This is a genomic window from Parahoeflea halophila, from assembly GCF_900220985.1.
Taxonomy (GTDB): Bacteria; Pseudomonadota; Alphaproteobacteria; order Rhizobiales; family Rhizobiaceae; genus Hoeflea; species Hoeflea halophila.
The window spans coordinates 798,250-816,092 of the sequence record NZ_OCPC01000001.1; the positions used below are offsets into that span (position 1 = coordinate 798,250).

Consider the following 17,843-nt stretch of genomic DNA (forward strand, 5'->3'; position numbering starts at 1 on the left):
AGAGGACATCCTGCAGCATGGCCTTGACCAAGCTGAGGTCTGCGACAAGCCGCTTGAGCTTGGCGTTCTCCTCCTCAAACTGGCGAAGTCGCGTCACCTCGGACGGCATCAACCCGGCGTGGCGCTTGCGCTAGTTGTAGAACGTTGCCTCTGATATTCCGGCCTTGCTGCATACCTCGCCGACGGCCGTGCCATCTTCAGCCTGCTTCAAGAAAAAGGCGATTTGTGCCTAGGAAAACTTCGATGCCTTCATGGAACTCTCCATCTCCCGGTCGAGAGATCATAATTGGAAAATTCCAGTGAAAAGATGGTGGGCGCGCACGGGCTCGAACCGTGGACCCGCTGATTAAGAGTCAGCTGCTCTACCAACTGAGCTACGCGCCCCACCTGTTCCGCGACGGGAACGAGGCGCGTATAGACCGGATCAAAGCCCGTGTCCACACTGTTTTTCGCGCAGCTGCAACATCAGCCGGTTTTTGTGTCTGCAAGCGCTCAGACCAGCAGCTTTCCTTCGGCCACGCGCACCGCTTCGCCGCCGATGCGGACATGCGAGACCTGATTTCCGGCGCTGTCGATATGCAGGTGGATCAGCGACGGCCGGCCCATCTCCACCCCCTGCTCGATCACCAGCGCATGGTTGCCGTCGAGCAAGCCGTCGAAATGATGGATGGCGCCCGACAGCGCGGCCGCCGCCGACCCGGTGGCGGGATCTTCCGGCATGCCGTCGCCCGGCGCGAACATGCGGGCATGAAACGAGGAGGCGTGGTTCACTCCACCGCGGCAATAGACATAGGCAAAGGCCAGCTGGCCGTCGCACATCGGCGCAATCCGGTCCCATTCCGCCGCAATGCACTCGGCCTTGGCGGCAGCGGCGAGATCATGCACCGGCACGAGCACGAACGGCACACCCGCGCTCCACAGCGACACCCGGTGGTTCTCGAACCCGATCTCGTGCGGGTCGAGCCCGAGCGCGACACCGACATCCGCCGGTTCGATCTCCACGTCGAATTGCCGCGACAGTTTCGGCAGGTCGAATTCCGCGAAGCCGGCCGCACCCGGCCTGACCCGGACGGCGCAGCGTACAGGCCCGATCGCCTCCTCCAGCATCTTGACCAGGTCGAGGCCGTTGTCGGGCACCGCCCCGCCAAGCCGCCGCTCGGCCAGCGCCACCGCCGCGCCGACGGTGGGATGGCCGGCAAAGGGAAGTTCGCGCATCGACGTGAAGATCCGCAGCCGTGCCGTGTGGGCCGGGTTTTCCGGCTTGAGCACGAAGACCGTCTCCGACAGGTTGAACTCGCGCGCGATCGCCTGCATCTGCTGGTCGCTGTAGGAATCGGCGTCAAACACCACCGCCAGCGGGTTGCCGGCAAGGCCAGTGTCGGTAAAGACGTCGTAGACTGCGTAATCACTCATGCCGGCCTGGTTCCTCTGTCGTCGCGGCCCGCGCCGCTCTGGTGTTTTAGGAGCGCAACCCGCATCCCTGTCTGCGCGGCAAGGCCACTGTCCGGCGCACCACTTGCACGCGGGGCGCAGACACGCATCCTATCTGTTTCGCGCAATCTGCCAACCGGTCTCGAACCGGGGTGTGGCAAAATGAAAGTCGACCATCGCCTGCATGTAATCCGGCACCGTCGGACCGGCATCCTGCGGCGCGCGCACCACCACCACGTCCTCGATCTCGCCTTCCGCACTGGTGCGAATATGCGCGCGGATCCGCGCGGCCAGCACGTCCGCGGTCTCCGTGAGCCGGAAGCGGCGAAACACCGCCACCAGACCGCCGCTGCGCCAGCACAAGAGCCGGGACTCCGCCGCGGCAGCCGTCAGGTCGAGCCCTGTTTCCTCGCGCGCCTCGCGCAGGATGCTGCCGTCGACATCGACCATGCCATCGCGGATGTCGGAGGGATCGAGCGAGCCGGCCGGTGCATAGACCTTGCCCGGATTGGCCGTCTTCGCCGCCATCCGGATCAGCAGCATGGCGTCATCCGAGGACAGGATCACCGCCGAGCCGAACAGGTGCCAGACATCGGCCCGCGGCCAGGTCGCCACCAGCCGCCTCAGCGCCGCATAGGGGGCGCGGTGGCTGATCCCCGAGATCACGCCGCCTTCAAGCTCAAGGCCGCGATGGATCATCACCGTGCCGTTGAACAGCCAGGGGCGCGCCACCTGTTCACGCGCCCAGTCCGCCTCGATCGCGGCATGCTCCCGCACCCGCCAGGGATGCTCGGCCTCGTCAAGCCGCAGCCGCACCGCATCGAGGCTGAACACGCGCCTTTCGGGAATGTGGCTCAATCCGGTCACGCCGCTCGTCTCACGCACACCAGGGCCCCGCTCACACCAGGTCAAAGGTCATCGCCACCGGGCAATGGTCCGACGCCTTGGGCCGGTCCCAGCCGGTGCGCGGATAGCGCTCGACCTCCTGGCCGTCGGGAAACAGCGTCCGGTAGGGCTGGCCGGCACGGACGATGTCGGGCAGCCGGTCGCGGTTCGAGCGCACCATCGCCGGCGAGGCCAGCAGATAATCGAGCTGGCACAGATGCCGCTCTTCCGGCCCGCGGGTGTGGTACAGCGTCCAGCGATCCATTTCGGGGCGCCGGGCGACGACGTTTTCGGCGAAGCCGCCGGCGGTCAGCTCGCGCACCGCCCCGCCCGCGGCCTGTTCCGGCGTGAACCGGTAGCCATTGCGGCGGTCGCCGGTGATCACCAGCTTCTCGGAATAATCGTTGATGTCGCCGGCGATGACATAACGCTTGCCGCCGCCATCGGGCCCGAAGCGGTCGGCGATGATCTTGCGCACGCCGCGCGCCTCGGCCACCCGCACAGGCATCGTCAGCGTGCGGCCGTCGATGCCGTCGCGCGGGCCTCCCATCGACTTGAAATGCACCACGTAGACGGTGAGCCGCTTGTCCCCGACCTTGAGATCGACCTCGAGGCAATCGCGCTTGAAGAGCTTGTCGCCGGGCTTCTGCAGCTCCGTGAGATCCGGGGTGTAAAGCCCCATCGTCTCGTAGGTCTGCTGCGCGTGGCTGGTGACATCGAGCACTTCGATCTTTGCGCCGTCGATGGTCCGCTCGCGGGTCATCAGCGCGAGGTTGATGCCGCGCCCGTCATTGCCGTTGACCAGCACCTTGTGGCGGTAGCCGTCGCCGATCATCTTGAACAGATAGCCATATTCGAACCGGTGCAGCGTATCGAGGTTCTCCACCTCCTGCAGGCACAATATGTCGGCATCGGCCTCGGCGATCGCCAGCGCGGTCAGCTGCCGCGTGTCGTCGGTCAGCGACACGGCGCGGGCGATCTCGGCCTGCTGATACTGCGCCTCGGTGTCGAAATCGTAGAGCTGCGCCACCCGGTCCTGCCTCAGCTCGTTGCGGAAGCCGGAGAAATCGAACCGGCTGAGCAGGTTTTCGGCGTTGAAGCTGGCAATGCGAACGGTCATGCGGCGTCCTGGTTCTGGCCCGGAAGCGGCACTGCCGCCGGGCACCCGAGCCTAGGCAGGCGGACCGGACGCCGCAAGCCAAATCACGCGCCTTCGCACTTGCGCCCGGCGCCGGTCGCTTCCGCGCGGGCCGGTACCCGAACGCGTTCACGGGCCGGGTCAGCGCCCGGTCAGCAGGTTGAGCACGAGGGTCTGCACATTGCCGCCCTCGCCCATCTCGATGCGGTCGAAGTCGCGGCCGCGGGCGCGCTGCTCGTCCGAGAGCCGCTTGAGATGGCTCTGCAGCAAGGCGCGGACCTTGCGGCAGCCCGGATCGGCGGGCGCGCTCAGCCCGACGCTGACTGCCTCGATCGCCTCCACCATTTCGATGATGTGCTGCCCGTGCACCCGCTCATGGGCGGCGAGCCCGTCGTAGAACCGCTGCCAGCGCGCGGCCACGGCCGGCGGCAGGTTTTCGCGCGGTTTCGGCAGCGTGTAGGTGATGATCAGCTTCGGCACATTGCGGGCGATGACGCAGCTGCCATCGGGCTGCTCGCGGTAATCGCGCCCCCAGGTCAGCTTGAAGGTGGTGTGGGCAATCGCCCGCCGGTCGCCGGAAATCACCGGCCCGTTCTCGCCGATCGAGACGTAGAGCTCGGGCGCGGTCCGGCCGCTGACCGGATAGGTCTTGACCTGCTCGGCAGCCCTCCAGGCCAGCGCCGGCTGGGCGACAAGCGTGGCGGCGAGCATAAGGGCGGCACCGATGGCTGCGGCAAGGGCGGGACGGGCTGACGGCATGTTGTTTCTCCAACCGGGTGGCGCCGAGTGGTAATGCCAGCCGTTGGCCAATTCAAGGCAGCCGATCACGCTGCCGCGCGGCAAGGCCGCCGGGTGTGGGGGGAGAGATAGTCCGGAGGGCCGCACGCGGGCAGAGCCTCTGAACGAATGTAGTATGGGTGGCGCTGTCCGCGCGCGGCCCGGAACTCGCCGGATGCTGTCCGGCACCCGACAGGCGGCGGTCTGCATGACGCGAGGGTTGGCTTATCCACCTGCCCCTCTTCAGGGCCCCTCGCCCGGGTTGCCCCGGCCGCGATCCGGACAGACCGCAGGAGATGCTTTTGTCGCGGGTTCCGGCACGGACCCTGATCGCGCCTTGAATGCAAGTCCGTTATCGGTCAAACGAGGTCGTTTGAACGCGGCATGCAGTCACGCGACCATGTCCGCCACAGGCCCGTTCCGGTCACCTCGCCCCTCACCCGCCTTGCGGCTGATGGGGGGCAGATTCCGGCCCGGTGGCTGGCTTTGCACGCTCCTCACACGAGAGGACCGCCCGCCAGCGGAACCCCGATGGCCTCCGCCTCTCCGAGGTCAGTGCGCCACGTTTGCGCACCCACCCCGAAGCATCCCCTCCCGCCTGGCCCGAAACGCTCGCGATCCATCCGGCAGCGGGAGAAAGGAGAGTATGACGTGGGGATGGAGGGTGGGGAAAATGTTTTTTTGGGGGGGGAGCCACGAAAACTAGCCACAGGTAACAACATACGAAAAACCAAAAATGCAATATCAATAAGATTCTATACAACAACAATCTATATACATAGTCAGAAATGGATCTATCTCACGAAAAAGATCACCAATTCTTACTCAACAACAATTTCTCCCTACTAACATTTACTCAATTAACGAGGTTATTAACAGAAATCAAAAGCTCTTCATGATTATTTTTCTTATTGTATGTAAGAATTTTAATATTTCTTGTGTCGCGTATTAATCTAATCTCCTCCTGATGGATAGGCTTTGGCAATACCATGTAGTGTGGCGCACCTGAACGATGCAAAAAATTTTGGTCCTCCATCAACAATGCCATGTCTGGATCACTCAACCCGCTGCCAAGGAACAAAAAACAATGAGACGTTAAAAGGGCGTCCAATATTTTACCAATATTAGGATTATCTATTCGAGATTTCGCATACTGCTTCCTAGTAAATATCAAATTACCCGGACTATCTATATCTCCGTGAATCTTAAATATAAATCTTAAATCACTTCTTATGACAGAAACCAAATCTTGATCTGTATAATTTTTTACCGATACAGTTCCTCCACTAGAGTTTATTGCATATCTATCGTATATTTTGTCAAAATTTGGAGTTATTACTATACGACTATCCAATTCAAAAATACTTTTATGTATCTCTGCGTGCCGGTACATTGGCGCAACAAAGCACTCCCGCAAAAAAGGATCCCATGCCTCATCCAGCCTCTCCTTCAACAAGTCACAAGCACTCAAATAATCGCCGCTTTTCAAGTGCCTGCTAATGTGCGCCTTAGGATTACTGCATCTCTGTAACGCCCTCTCCAGAAAACTTTTCCAGGTTGGAGGACGCGCACCATTAACGCCTTGGCTATTGGCAGATATTCCCGAACCAATAAAAATGACGCTTCTTCGACGCGAAATTGAATCGATTACTTCATCTGGCCAATCAATCATTGAGATCTGCCAAATTATTTATCATGTTCCCAGCTATTTCTTCAAACAATTTCTTTGACTCATTAACCTTTGCGAAGTGAGCGCCAACAACTCCATCCTTAGCCTTCAACTCGAATATTGGTTTTCGTGCAAATTGGGCCATCGGGACCAGACTATGAAGATTGGGTATCGAACCTAGCTTATAGTTCAATTTAGGTGCATTTGGCTGCAATACATCTACAAAATTCTTCCTAATAGAGGGCTCAAAGCGTTTCATGATTTTTTCGTAGGATTTCACTGCTCGCTTCTCACCATCACCAGTAGTTTTTGCGATATATTGTTGCGTTACGTAGCCACCAAACTTTATATCCATAGGCTTTGCAATCATATCATTCAAATCGCCCGGATCTTCAACATTATTAATACCAATGCTCAGATTTTTCTTCCAAGACTGAATGGAAAGCTTAATATTATCTATAGCCCTGAGACTGAATATATCAATAGACATAGGGCTTACAAAAAAATCACAAGCCAACAAACAAGATCTGTTTATTGAACCAAGGGAGGGCCCCATATCAAAAAAAACATAATCATAATCCCGACAGCGGGACAAAAGCTCAGAAAAAACAAAAGTGGTTCTCAAGCCTCTTATTTCTCCAGACACGGCAGACGCCCAATCCTTTGCAAGTAAATCCTCTTTCAACGCCAACCTAGGATCACCTATAAGTATGTCAAATCCGAAGTTTTCTATACTAAATGGTTTAATTTTATCGGAATAACCCTTACCCAATGAAAGAGGATGAAGAACGCTATATATAGTAAATGTATCAGACTTCTCATAAAGAGACTCGGTCACTTCATCATTAAACATCAATTGAGATGCATTGCATTGCGGATCAGCATCTATCAACAATACTCTTAAACCGAACTCACTTGACAAAATAGATGCGAGATTTGTTAAAAGGGTAGTCTTCCCGACTCCTCCTTTGTTATTAAACATTGCGATAGATTTCATTGTGGACAACCATTTTCTACAAGTATCTCAAATTGCAGATTAGCGCGTTTTAAATTGGATTCAACGGGCAAATCGGTGAATTCAGCTTAAGAGCAATCGACACATCCGCGCAACTACTCGCTGTCTCTTTTACATAATTCGGAAACCCTAGCTCTAAATAGCGTCCATCAGGCCGGACTTGATCCGGCATCCAGCGGGCGAGCGTCCGCGAGCCGGAAGACACGTCTTGCTCGGTATGCTTCCTGAAGAGTCTTCCGCACCTGGTGATCGCAGGCGCTGCTGGACCCCGGAGGCGACGACGTCGCTTCGCTTGTCTGGATCAAGTCTAGGATGACGGGTGGAAGGTGCGGTATCGCCAATCTCCCCCCTTGTGGGGGAGATGTCACGAAGTGACAGAGGGGGGTGAACGTGAGGCTGGTGCGAGGGGAGAGATCCCCCCCTCTGCCCTGTCGGGACTGCTGGCGCGAGCCACGGGTCTCGCCCTGCCTCGCACTAGGAGAGGCTAAGCATCGAGTGCTTGGCGTCGCGCTCAGGCCTTCGGCTTTCTCAGTCCTCCCGCTTTTCGTCATCCTCGGCCCCCGAGCCGAGGATCCACACCGTGATCCATCCACCTCCGCCGTATTCCGAGAGATTGCGGAATGGATCCTCGGGTCAAGCCCGAGGATGACGACGGAGTGAGGAGCGAGGCAGAAAAGCCGCTACCGTCCCGGCCGGCCGGTCTTGCCCGGGCGGCGTTTCTGGCGGGCGGCTTCGGCCGGGTCCTCGTAGCTGCCGGCGCCGATCCTGCCGCGCTTGACGATCGGATCATCGGGCTTTTTCGGGGTCTTGCCGGGCACCGGTTTCTCGGTCCGGCCCACCGTCATTTCGTCGAGATCGTTTTTCCTGAAATAACTTGATTCCGGATTGCGCAGGATGTCCGGGTTGGGCTCCTTGCTCGGGCCGCGCGCAGGCTTGCCCGTCGCTAGCCCTCCGCTTGGGCTACGGGCGTTCGTTACTGCAATCGATTCACTGGATCGATTGCTCCGCTGCGCGGACCGCGCCTCACCCTTGCGTTTGGCGCGGGTGTTCTCGATGCCGGTGTCGCGGGCCATCGGGTCGTCCATCATCTCGAGCTCGACGGATTTGAGGCGCTTGACCTCGTCGCGCAGGCGGGCGGCGGTTTCGAAATCGAGGTCGGCGGCGGCGTCGCGCATCTGCTTTTCCAGCGCCTCGAGATGCGCCTTGAGATTGGCGCCGATCAGCGCGCCCTCGTCGGCCGCCTTGCCCTTGCCGGTGGGGGCTGCGATCGAGGCGCGGACATGGTCGCGCTCATAGACCGAATCGAGAATGTCGGAAATGTGCGCCTTGACCGATTCCGGGGTGATGCCGTTGGCCTTGTTGTATTCCTCCTGCTTGGCGCGGCGGCGGTTGGTTTCCGCCATGGCGCGCTCCATCGAGCCGGTGACCTTGTCGGCATAGAGGATGACCTTGCCGTCGACATTGCGCGCGGCGCGGCCGATGGTCTGGATCAGCGAGGTTTCGGAGCGCAGGAACCCTTCCTTGTCGGCGTCGAGGATCGCCACCAGCCCGCATTCGGGAATGTCGAGACCCTCGCGCAGCAGGTTGATGCCGACCAGCACGTCGAAGGCGCCAAGCCGCAGGTCGCGGATGATCTCGATCCGCTCCAGCGTGTCGATGTCGGAATGCATGTAGCGCACCCGGATGCCCTGCTCGTGCAGATATTCGGTCAGATCCTCGGCCATGCGCTTGGTCAGCACCGTGCACAGGGTGCGGTAGCCGGCTTCCGCCGTGGCGCGGATTTCGCCGAGCACGTCGTCGACCTGGGCGCGGGCCGGACGCACCTCGACCGGCGGATCGATGAGGCCGGTGGGGCGGATCACCTGTTCGGCAAAGACGCCGCCCGCCTGCTCCATCTCCCAGTTGCCGGGGGTGGCCGAGACGGCGACGGTGGACGGCCGCATCGCGTCCCATTCCTCGAAGCGAAGCGGCCGGTTGTCGAGGCAGGAGGGCAGCCGGAAGCCGTATTCGGCCAGGGTCGCCTTGCGGCGGAAGTCGCCGCGATACATGCCGCCGATCTGCGGGATCGAGACATGGCTTTCGTCGATGAACAAGAGCGCGTTGTCGGGGATATATTCGAACAGCGTCGGCGGCGGTTCGCCGGGCGCGCGGCCGGTGAGATAGCGCGAATAGTTCTCGATGCCCTGGCAGACGCCGGTGGCCTCGAGCATTTCGAGGTCGAAGCGGGTGCGCTGCTCGAGCCGCTGCGCTTCGAGCAGCCGGCCCGCGGCCTCGAGTTCGGCGAGCCGGTGCTTGAGCTCCTCGCGGATCGACTTGATCGCCTGGTTCAGGGTGGGGCGCGGGGTCACATAGTGCGAGTTGGCGTAGATCTTCACCGACTGCAGGTCACCGGTCTTCTGCCCGGTGAGCGGATCGAACTCGGCAATCGACTCGATCTCGTCGCCGAACATCGAGATCCGCCAGGCCGCGTCCTCGAGGTGGGCCGGGAACAGCTCGATCGTGTCGCCACGCACCCGGAACGAACCGCGCTGGAAATCCATGTCGCGGCGCTTGTATTGCTGCGCCACCAGGTCGGCCAGAAGCTGACGCTGGTCGATGCGGTCACCGACCTGCATCTGGAAGGTCATGGCGGTGTAGGTTTCCACCGAGCCGATACCGTAGATGCAGGACACCGAGGCGACGATGATGACGTCGTCACGCTCCATCAGCGCCCGGGTGGCGGCGTGGCGCATCCGGTCGATCTGCTCGTTGATGGTCGATTCCTTCTCGATGAAGGTGTCGGTGCGCGGCACATAGGCTTCCGGCTGGTAGTAGTCGTAATAGGAGACGAAATACTCGACCGCGTTGTCGGGGAAAAAATTCTTGAACTCGGAATAGAGCTGGGCCGCCAGCGTCTTGTTCGGCGCCAGGATGACGGCGGGACGCTGGGTCTCCTCGATCACCTTGGCCATGGTGAAGGTCTTGCCCGAGCCGGTGACGCCCAAAAGCACCTGGTTGCGCTCGTTCTCGTTCGCGCCTGCGACAAGATCGGCAATCGCGGTTGGCTGGTCGCCGGCCGGCTTGTAGTCGGTGGCCATGCGGATCCTGACACCGCCCTCGGATTTTTCCGGCCGTGCCGGACGGTGCGGCACCCAGGTCTTGCCGTTCTTGAACAGCGGATTGCCGCTTTCGATCAGATCCGACAGCGCCTGCACGGTGGCGGTGTTGGCGGACGTGGCACCAGAGGCTTCCGCCTCTTCCATCGAGATGTCGAGGCCGGCCACGGCGTTGAGGCCGGCGGCAGCGCGGTCGCGCGGATTGCTGCTGGCGCCCATCGAGGTGCCGCGCGCGGATTTGGTGTCGCCGGATTTCGCCGCGGTCTTCTTGGCCTTGCCCCCAGCCTTGCCTTTTGGGGGCAGCGCCGCTGCTTCCTCGGCGCTGAGCTGCCCGGCCTTGCGCCGGTGTTTGCCGGCCTGCGAGCGAATCTCCCTGTTTTCCGCCTTGCGCCGCGCCTTGACGGCTTCCAGCTCGGCCTCCCTGGCCAGATCCGCAGCCCAGTCGGCAATCGACCCGGACGCCGGCGCACCGGTCAACGGCTTCTGCGGCGCCTCCTCGAAGCCATCGGAGTGGGAATCGGACGCCTTTGCGCGCGGGGATCTTGCGGGGGATTTTGCCATGCGGGCAATATGGGTAGAGTCGAGCCGAATGGGAAGGGGTGAAGCGGGAACAAAACCGCCTGATGCTGACACCTGATGGCAGCATGCTTGCGGCGTTCGTCACGGAAAAAACGTCCCCGCCGCCTGCATGCACCCCTTGCAAACCACCGGTTCAAATAAGCATCTAGGCTTCCGGCACGAATATGATAGACAAACCCCCAGATATATGCGGTAGCCGGGCTTTGTGAGACATCCGGGCGGGCCGTTCTTTACGAGTGAATAGGCCGCATGGACACCACACTTTCCGCCCCGCTGATCTTTCTCGATTCCGATGCCGTGATCACCGGCTGGAGCGAGGGCGCCGAACGGCTGCTGGGCTGGAAGCCCGTAGAAATCGTCGGCAAGCCCTATTCGGACATCTATGACGACCGCGGCTTCTTCATCGGCACCGACGGGGCACAGGATCTGGATTCGGTCTCCGTCCCCACGCCTGACAATGGCCGCGTCGTCACGCTGAGAAGTTCGCAGACCAAGCATCTGCTGGAACGCCTCGACCTGACCATGACCAATGCCGACGTCATCGGCGCCTGGAACTGGGATATCTCTCAGGACCTGATTTTCGCCGACGGCCGTTTTGCGGCCAGTTTCGGCCTTGATCCCGCCAAGGCGGACAAGGGCCTGCCGCTGGAGCAGTTTATCAACCAGATCCACGAGGACGACCGGGGGCGGGTCGCCGACGCGATCATGCACACGATCGAGACCGGAGCGGCCTACAGCAGCGAATACCGGCTTCAGCGGCCCGACGGATCGGTCTCCTATGTGCTGGCGCAGGGCAAGCTTGTCAAAGGCGGCCCCGGCAAGCCCGACCGGTTCCCCGGCGTGCTGTTCGACCTGACCGCGCGGCGCAAGGCCGAGCTGGAGGCCCAGGCCCAGCGCGAACGCTACCGCAACCTGTTTCAAAATCTCGAATCCGGCTTTTGCGTCATCCGCATGATCTGGGACGACGACGGCAATCCGGTCGATTACGAATTCATAGAAGCCAACCGGGCATTCGCCAAACACACCGGCATCGAGAACCCGGTCGGAAAGCGGATCCGCCGCGACATCGCGCCGGACCACGAGCAGCACTGGTTTGACCTCTATGGCGGTGTCGCGCGCACCGGCGAACCGGTCAACACCGAACTGCCCGCAGACGCGCTCGGCAACCGCTGGTTCCAGGCCCAGGCCTTTCGCATGGACGGTCCCGGATCGGACAACGTGGCGGTGCTGTTTACCGACATCACCAAGAACAAGCGGGCCGAACTTTCTCTCAAGGCCAGCGAGGAAGAGTTCCGCTCGCTGGCCCAATCCATGCTCAACCACATCTGGACGGCAACCCCGGATGGCCGCATCGAATGGCTCAACGACCGGGTGCTGGCCTATAGCGGCGAAACCGCGGAGCGGCTACAGGGCGACGGCTGGGGGACCATCCTGCACCCGGACGATTTTCCCGCCGCCGCGGCAGCCTGGTCCAAGGCCGTGGAAACCGGCGAGGTTTACCAGATCGAATTCCGTATCCGGCGCCATGACGGCCAGTACCGCTGGCACGTTGTCCGCGCCACGCCGGTGAAGAATGAGGATGGCGAGGTTCGCCGCTGGGTCGGGAGCAACACCGATATCGAGCACGCAAAGCTCAATGAAGCGGCGCTGGCCGAACTCAACGCCACGCTGGAAGAACGCATTGAAGAACGCACTAAAGAGCTGGTGCAGTCACAAAGGGCGCTGCAGCAGTCGCAGAAGATGGAGACCATCGGCAAGCTGACAGGCGGGGTGGCCCACGATTTCAACAATCTCTTGCAGGTGGTGGCCGGCAATCTGCAATTGCTGGCCCGGGACGTGGCGGGCAACGAGCGTGCCGAAACAAGGGTCAGGAACGCGCTCGCCGGCGTTGATCGCGGTGCAAAACTGGCAAGCCAGTTGCTGGCCTTCAGCCGACGGCAGCCGCTGGAACCGAAGGTCATCAATGTCGGCCGTTTCGTCAACGGCATGGACGACCTGTTGCGCCGTTCGATCGGCGAAACCGTCGATATCGCGATCGTCATCGCCGAAGGCCTGTGGAACATCTCGGCCGATCCGACCCAGATTGAAAACGCCCTTCTCAACCTTGCCATCAATGCCCGCGATGCGATGGATGGCACCGGCAAGCTGACAATCGAGGCATCAAATGCCCGCCTCGACGACACCTACACCGCGGGCATGGACGATGTGGAAAGTGGCAATTACGTACTGCTCGCCGTCTCTGATACCGGCACCGGCATGGACGAGGCGACGCTGGAACAGGTGTTCGAGCCGTTCTTCTCGACCAAGCCCGAAGGCAAGGGCACCGGCCTGGGACTGTCGATGGTCTATGGCTTCGTCAAGCAGTCCGGTGGCCACGTCAAAATCTACAGCGAACCGGGCGAAGGCACCACCGTCAAGCTCTACCTGCCGCGCGCCTTCGGGGACGAGGAACAGGAGATCATGGCGCCCTCCGGGCCGGCCGTAGGCGGCACCGAAACCATCCTCGTGGTCGAGGATGACGATGATGTCCGCGCCACCGTGGTCGCCACGCTCGGGGACCTCGGCTACCGCGTGCTGACGGCGCGGGATGCCCAGAGCGGTCTCGCCGTCATAGAAAGTGGCGTGCCGGTGGATGTGCTGTTTACCGACGTCGTCATGCCTGGCACGCTCAAGAGCCCGGAGATGGCAAAGATCGCCAAGGCGCGCAATCCCGATCTCGTGGTGCTGTTCACCTCGGGCTACACCGAAAACTCCATCGTCCACGGCGGCAAGCTGGATCCCGGGGTCGAACTGCTCTCCAAACCCTACACGCGCGAAGCGCTGGACGGGCGTATCCGCCACCTGATCGCCAACCAGAAACAGCGCTCTACGGACGGGACGCTCAGCCCTGCGGTTGACGCCAGCCCTCCTCCCGCAGCGGCGGAACGGAAAGACGCTTCGCAGTCCAGCAGACTGACGGTTCTTCTGGTCGAGGACGAGGCCCTGATCCGGATCAACACCGCCGACATGCTCGAGGACATGGGTCTTGCCGTGATCGACGCCGGTACCGCCGCCGAAGCGATCGAAGCAGCCTCCGATCGCAGTTTCGACATTCTCGTCACCGATGTCGGCCTGCCCGACATGAAGGGCGGCGAGCTTGCCAGGGAGTTGCGCCGGCAGCACCCGGGCATCGGCATCGTCTTTGCCACCGGAGAGAGCCAGCTGCCGGACGGAGCCGACGACGACGCCATTTTGCTGACCAAGCCCTATTCCGACGAAACACTGAAAGCCGCGATCGAAAAGCTGTGTTAGGCCGAAACCGGCCCCTGCGATCCCCGCTCGAAACGGGTATCGCGGTGCTCTTCGAAGAAAGCAGGATCAGGGCGGAACCTCTCCGGAAGCCTGAACAGCCCGGTGTCATGAAGCGATTCCATCTTCCGGCGCGTGCCAGTGGACAAGTGCCGGGAATAGCGCCCTGCCCACTGACAATTTCAGGAGTGAAAACTCCTACGCCTTAAAAACGTTCCGTCTATGCCATCCCATATACTCCGGATGCGGCTGCAATCGTAAATCAGTTGGAACCTTTGCCTTAAGGTCCTTGTTCAGTAGGTGCCCCACATCTGAGTTTAGGTGACGGGAACGAAGGATCGTGAAGTCGTCATCCATTGAAAGCAGCCCCCGATCAAACATCCAGTGGACCGTTCCTGAAAGCGCTATCCCGTTTCGTACCCAGTCATTGCCGCCTTTATCCACGGGACGGATATGAGCCGCTTCAACTTCCGGGCGACCTTTTCCATTAATGAGCCGAAGGCCAGTGAAGGCGCAGGTACGATCATACGCAATGCGTATATGTTGTTTGAATTTACTGTCCCGCCATTTCCGCTTCAGCAACTGCTCGACAATAGGCCGCTCATACGCCTCTCCAAGCAACGCCGCTTGAGGTTGATCCTCAAACCCATCCCGGAGTAGCTGTGAATCTTTTGTATCTTCGTCCTCGCGGGGGTCGATCCGGTCAGGCCATTCATCAACTTCTGACAAACCTGCTTGTACGATCGAAGCAAATTCCTGCTCGATCAGTTCACGAACTGCTTGTACCTTGTAACCATTGTTTATGGTTCCATCAGGCTGGACTAGACGTTTTTCGTATCCGCTGTTCTCTTTGTATTCGACAGGCCTATCGAAATCGATGAAATCAACCAAATCTGCATAAAAATGCTTTTCGGTCGAAGGGTCTGCACGGACCTGCGCTACCCTGGCAATCCCGCTATAGTATCGACCGTACCGGTGTGGGAGTGGCCCATAGTAAACCATCCAGTCATCAACCACTCGCTGAACTCGCGACAGATAGATGTGAGGAAAGTGGTACCGTTGCCCGGTCACATCGTCGTAACGGCTGTCTGGCTTGTGATAGAAAACGGCCTTCATGGACCGAAGTTACGCCACTTCAATATAAACCGGAAGAGACAAAAGCTTAACCTATACAGAGGTGTAAAGTCCTATCAGACCCGAGTTCACTTAGGCTCCGTCGTCTCACCCCGCAAGCAGTCCTTCGAGATAATGCTGATCGATTCCGAACATCGCCTTGATCTCGGCGATCTGGCGGTGCACCGCTGCGCGGTCGCGGCCGGCGCGGCCGTCCTTTTCGGCGACGATGAGATTGTTTTTGGGCGTGTGCGCATCGGAGACGAACTCGAACACGCGGGTCTTGTAGCCGTTAAGTTCCAGCAAAAGCGCGCGCAGCGTGTCGGTGGCCATTTCGGCCTGACGCTCGACGAAAATGCCATGCCGCAGCAGCGGCTCAAGCCGTGCCTCGGGCTGGCCCGCTTCCATCTGCCGGCGGATTTGCTTGTGGCAGCAGGGCGCCACCGCAATCAGCGCGGCGCCGGCACGAATTCCCTGGAAGATCGCGTCGTCGGTGGCGGTGTCGCAGGCATGCAGCGCAATCACCGCGTCCGCCCCCGACGCATCGTATTCCATGATGGTGCCGGCCTCAAAGCTCAGGCCCGCAAAGCCTGATGCCTTTGCCGTGGCGTTGCCATCGGCCACCAGTTGCTCGCGCATCTCCACGCCGATGATGCGCACCGGCCGCTTCACCACCGTTGCAAGATAGCCATAGAGCGCGAAATCGAGATAGCCCTTGCCCGCGCCCATGTCGACGATCAGCGGCGGCTCCGCCTTCAGCGCTGCGACGAGCGGCGCGAAGATCTCCACCATCTTGTTGATCTGGCGGAACTTGTCCTGCGCGTCGTGGCGGATGCTGCCGTTCTTGCCCGCAAGCCCCAGCGCTTTCAGCCAGGGTTTGCCTGTCTCCGTCAGCGGCCGGTTCTTGGCCCGGTTGTGATCGGTCGACGGTGCCTCGCGGCCTTCCACCTCGGATCGTTTCAGACGTATCTTGCCACCGTTGCGCTCGAACATGATGTCGAAATCGGTGGTCTCCAGCCGGGCGCTGCGGAACTCGTTGGCCAGGCCATCGCGCAACAGCGCCAGCGCGTCCTCTTCCGTGTAGTTCTTGATCGTGTCGCGGGTCTTGTAGCGGTATGTGAAGGAGTATTTCTCGCCTGCTTTGGTGCTGATCTTCTTGACCAGCACTGCCTTCAGCTCCGCCTCGCTGCCGTGATAGCCACCGAGTTTGAGTTGCACCAGCGCTCCGCTTGCGAATGCGGTTCGCGTTTCGCTCAACAGCTCTTCGATGCGGTCTGGGGCGTTCACTGCTCTTCCTTCCGGGTCCGGGGGGGCGGATAACGGGCTGCCGGCGGTCCCGTGCCGACGCTGCCGTTCTAGCTGGCTGCTGCGCGGAAGCAAACCGGCATCTGTGATTTGGGCTGTGGCGCTCGACGGACAACTTCCACGCTGCCTTTGAGCCAATTCACTGCTTCAGCCGGAAAACTGCAGCCACCGCAGTCCGCTCTCTCCGGTTTTCAGATAGACCAGCACAGCTGCGGCCACACCGATGAGCGCGTATGGCAAGGCGCTCGCGCTGAACCATGCGTCCGGATCGCGGTAGCCAGCGAAAACAGCCCAGTTGGCGGCCAGGTTGAAGTTCAGATGCAGCAGGATGGCCGGAAGAATCGAGCCGCCCGAAATATGGTAGGCCGCGCCGATGATGATCGAATACAGCAAGCAATGGATCGCAAAGAGAGGTAGCGATACCTGCGCATGCGGGGAATCAATTGTCCACAGCGGCAGGTGCCACGCGAACCAGACAATCCCGACGAGCAGAGAGGCCTCAAGCCAACCGAGATGTGAGGCAAGATCTTCCTGCATCAGGCCCCGCCAGCCCAACTCCTCTCCCAGCGGCCCCAGAACCAGATTGAAGACAACCATCAGGACGGCCGTTCCGAACCTGAGCGATGTGGGATCCTGTGGTGCGAACAGCTTCATCACCATGAGCAGGACGAGCGGGGCCGCCACCAGTCCCCAAACCTCTGTCGGCACCGTCGAAATCCTGACAGCCCGGCCGAGCAGCGGTGTCAATTCATCGCTTCGCAGGCTCAACAGGATCGCCGCGAGTGACGGGCCCCACACCATGATCAGCCAGAATGGCAATCCGACCAGAGTGGCCGGCGACCTTGCTGCGGGGAGAAGCGCGATGCAGGCAAAGCCGGCCAGGGAAATTCCGAAAGTGAGGCTCGCAAACGCAATCAGCATCATTGCGCCCTCTCCCGCTCCTCCAATGCCGCAATGATCGGCGCGAGCCGCGATGCGTCCCGAAGAACCGTCGCAAGGGTCTTGAGAGCGGTGGCGGCAAACCCGGCAGCGCGGGCTTCGTTCCAGTCACCCAGGCACACCCGGCGGTTTATATGAGAATTGATCGTCAGGAACATCTCGGCCACGTGTTCCGGGTCAATGCCGGGAGCGACCCAGCCTGCGAGCCGGGCACCAAGCAGCGGCCCCAGGCGGCGCGCACTGGCGAGCTCGAAGCCCGACAGGTAGGCGATCTTTTCCTCGACGCTTTCAAGCGCCGGGAGAATGCCGGGATCGTTTCCGATGTGGATCGAACCGGTTTCCACAAGCAGCTCGATTGGTGGACAGTCCCGGCGCGTCAGGCTTTCCGCCAGCCTCTCGACGTCTTCGCCGGCGATTGCGTCGAGAATGGCGACCTTGTTTGCGAAATGATGGTAGAGGCCACCACGGGATATGCCGCAGGCCTTCCGGATATCTTCCATTTCGGTGTTGGCGAAACCGCGGCGTTGAAACGCTTCGCGTGCATGCGCCAGGATTTCCGATTTCCGGTCGTGTCGCGAGAGACGTGTTCTCATGCTCGCCGCCTACCGA

The 17,843-nt window shown here is 60.6% G+C and carries 12 protein-coding genes, 1 tRNA gene and 1 pseudogene; 1 reads left to right on the forward strand and 13 read right to left on the reverse strand.

What is annotated here, in order from left to right; translation table 11 throughout:
- From CRO46_RS20320 to uvrB, 9 genes and pseudogenes are all read right to left on the reverse strand, one after another.
- A pseudogene (locus CRO46_RS20320) lies at positions 1 to 223 on the reverse strand (transposase); the annotation flags it as partial.
- Positions 224 to 308: 85 nt separating this feature from the next.
- A tRNA-Lys gene (locus CRO46_RS03845) sits at positions 309 to 384 on the reverse strand.
- A gap of 108 nt (positions 385 to 492) precedes the next feature.
- Complete coding sequence (locus CRO46_RS03850; protein ID WP_097105213.1) at positions 493 to 1,413, reverse strand: PhzF family phenazine biosynthesis protein; 921 nt, start codon at positions 1,411 to 1,413, stop codon at positions 493 to 495.
- A gap of 129 nt (positions 1,414 to 1,542) precedes the next feature.
- Positions 1,543 to 2,316: an NUDIX hydrolase gene (locus CRO46_RS03855; RefSeq protein ID WP_143438941.1), complete on the reverse strand. Its 774-nt coding sequence runs from the start codon at positions 2,314 to 2,316 to the stop codon at positions 1,543 to 1,545.
- A 13-nt stretch (positions 2,317 to 2,329) separates the two neighbouring features.
- Positions 2,330 to 3,436, reverse strand: a complete 1,107-nt coding sequence (locus CRO46_RS03860) for an endonuclease/exonuclease/phosphatase family protein (protein ID WP_097105216.1) — start codon at positions 3,434 to 3,436, stop codon at positions 2,330 to 2,332.
- A 159-nt stretch (positions 3,437 to 3,595) separates the two neighbouring features.
- Positions 3,596 to 4,213 (reverse strand): DUF922 domain-containing Zn-dependent protease, encoded by a 618-nt coding sequence (locus tag CRO46_RS03865; protein ID WP_097105217.1) that lies wholly within the window; start codon positions 4,211 to 4,213, stop codon positions 3,596 to 3,598.
- Between the two features lie 874 nt (positions 4,214 to 5,087).
- Positions 5,088 to 5,903 (reverse strand): SIR2 family NAD-dependent protein deacylase, encoded by an 816-nt coding sequence (locus CRO46_RS03870; protein WP_097105218.1) that lies wholly within the window; start codon positions 5,901 to 5,903, stop codon positions 5,088 to 5,090.
- Positions 5,896 to 6,897: a ParA family protein gene (locus CRO46_RS03875; RefSeq protein ID WP_097105220.1), complete on the reverse strand. Its 1,002-nt coding sequence runs from the start codon at positions 6,895 to 6,897 to the stop codon at positions 5,896 to 5,898. Before CRO46_RS03875 ends, CRO46_RS03870 begins: the two co-directional genes overlap by 8 nt.
- Before the next feature lie 698 nt (positions 6,898 to 7,595).
- On the reverse strand, positions 7,596 to 10,571 hold the full coding sequence (gene uvrB / locus CRO46_RS03880; RefSeq protein ID WP_097105221.1) for an excinuclease ABC subunit UvrB: 2,976 nt from the start codon (positions 10,569 to 10,571) through the stop codon (positions 7,596 to 7,598).
- Between the two features lie 267 nt (positions 10,572 to 10,838).
- On the opposite strand from uvrB, the gene CRO46_RS03885 reads away from it, so the two are divergent.
- On the forward strand, positions 10,839 to 13,880 hold the full coding sequence (locus CRO46_RS03885) for a PAS domain-containing protein (protein WP_097105222.1): 3,042 nt from the start codon (positions 10,839 to 10,841) through the stop codon (positions 13,878 to 13,880).
- Positions 13,881 to 14,075: 195 nt separating this feature from the next.
- Here CRO46_RS03885 and CRO46_RS03890 read toward each other — a convergent pair whose 3' ends face one another.
- The 4 genes from CRO46_RS03890 to CRO46_RS03905 form a co-directional block, all read right to left on the reverse strand.
- The gene (locus tag CRO46_RS03890) at positions 14,076 to 14,993 is read right to left on the reverse strand and encodes an HNH endonuclease (protein ID WP_097105224.1); all 918 of its coding nucleotides are present in this window, start codon (positions 14,991 to 14,993) and stop codon (positions 14,076 to 14,078) included.
- Positions 14,994 to 15,098: 105 nt separating this feature from the next.
- Positions 15,099 to 16,277, reverse strand: a complete 1,179-nt coding sequence (locus CRO46_RS03895) for a class I SAM-dependent methyltransferase (RefSeq protein WP_097105225.1) — start codon at positions 16,275 to 16,277, stop codon at positions 15,099 to 15,101.
- A gap of 165 nt (positions 16,278 to 16,442) precedes the next feature.
- Positions 16,443 to 17,219 carry a CPBP family intramembrane glutamic endopeptidase gene (locus CRO46_RS03900; RefSeq protein ID WP_097105227.1) on the reverse strand — a complete coding sequence of 259 codons (777 nt, stop codon included), beginning with the start codon at positions 17,217 to 17,219 and terminating at the stop codon, positions 16,443 to 16,445.
- A complete protein-coding gene (locus tag CRO46_RS03905; RefSeq protein WP_097105229.1) occupies positions 17,216 to 17,827 on the reverse strand; it encodes a TetR/AcrR family transcriptional regulator in 612 nt (203 codons plus the stop codon). Before CRO46_RS03905 ends, CRO46_RS03900 begins: the two co-directional genes overlap by 4 nt.
- Between the last annotated feature and the right edge of the window lie 16 nt (positions 17,828 to 17,843).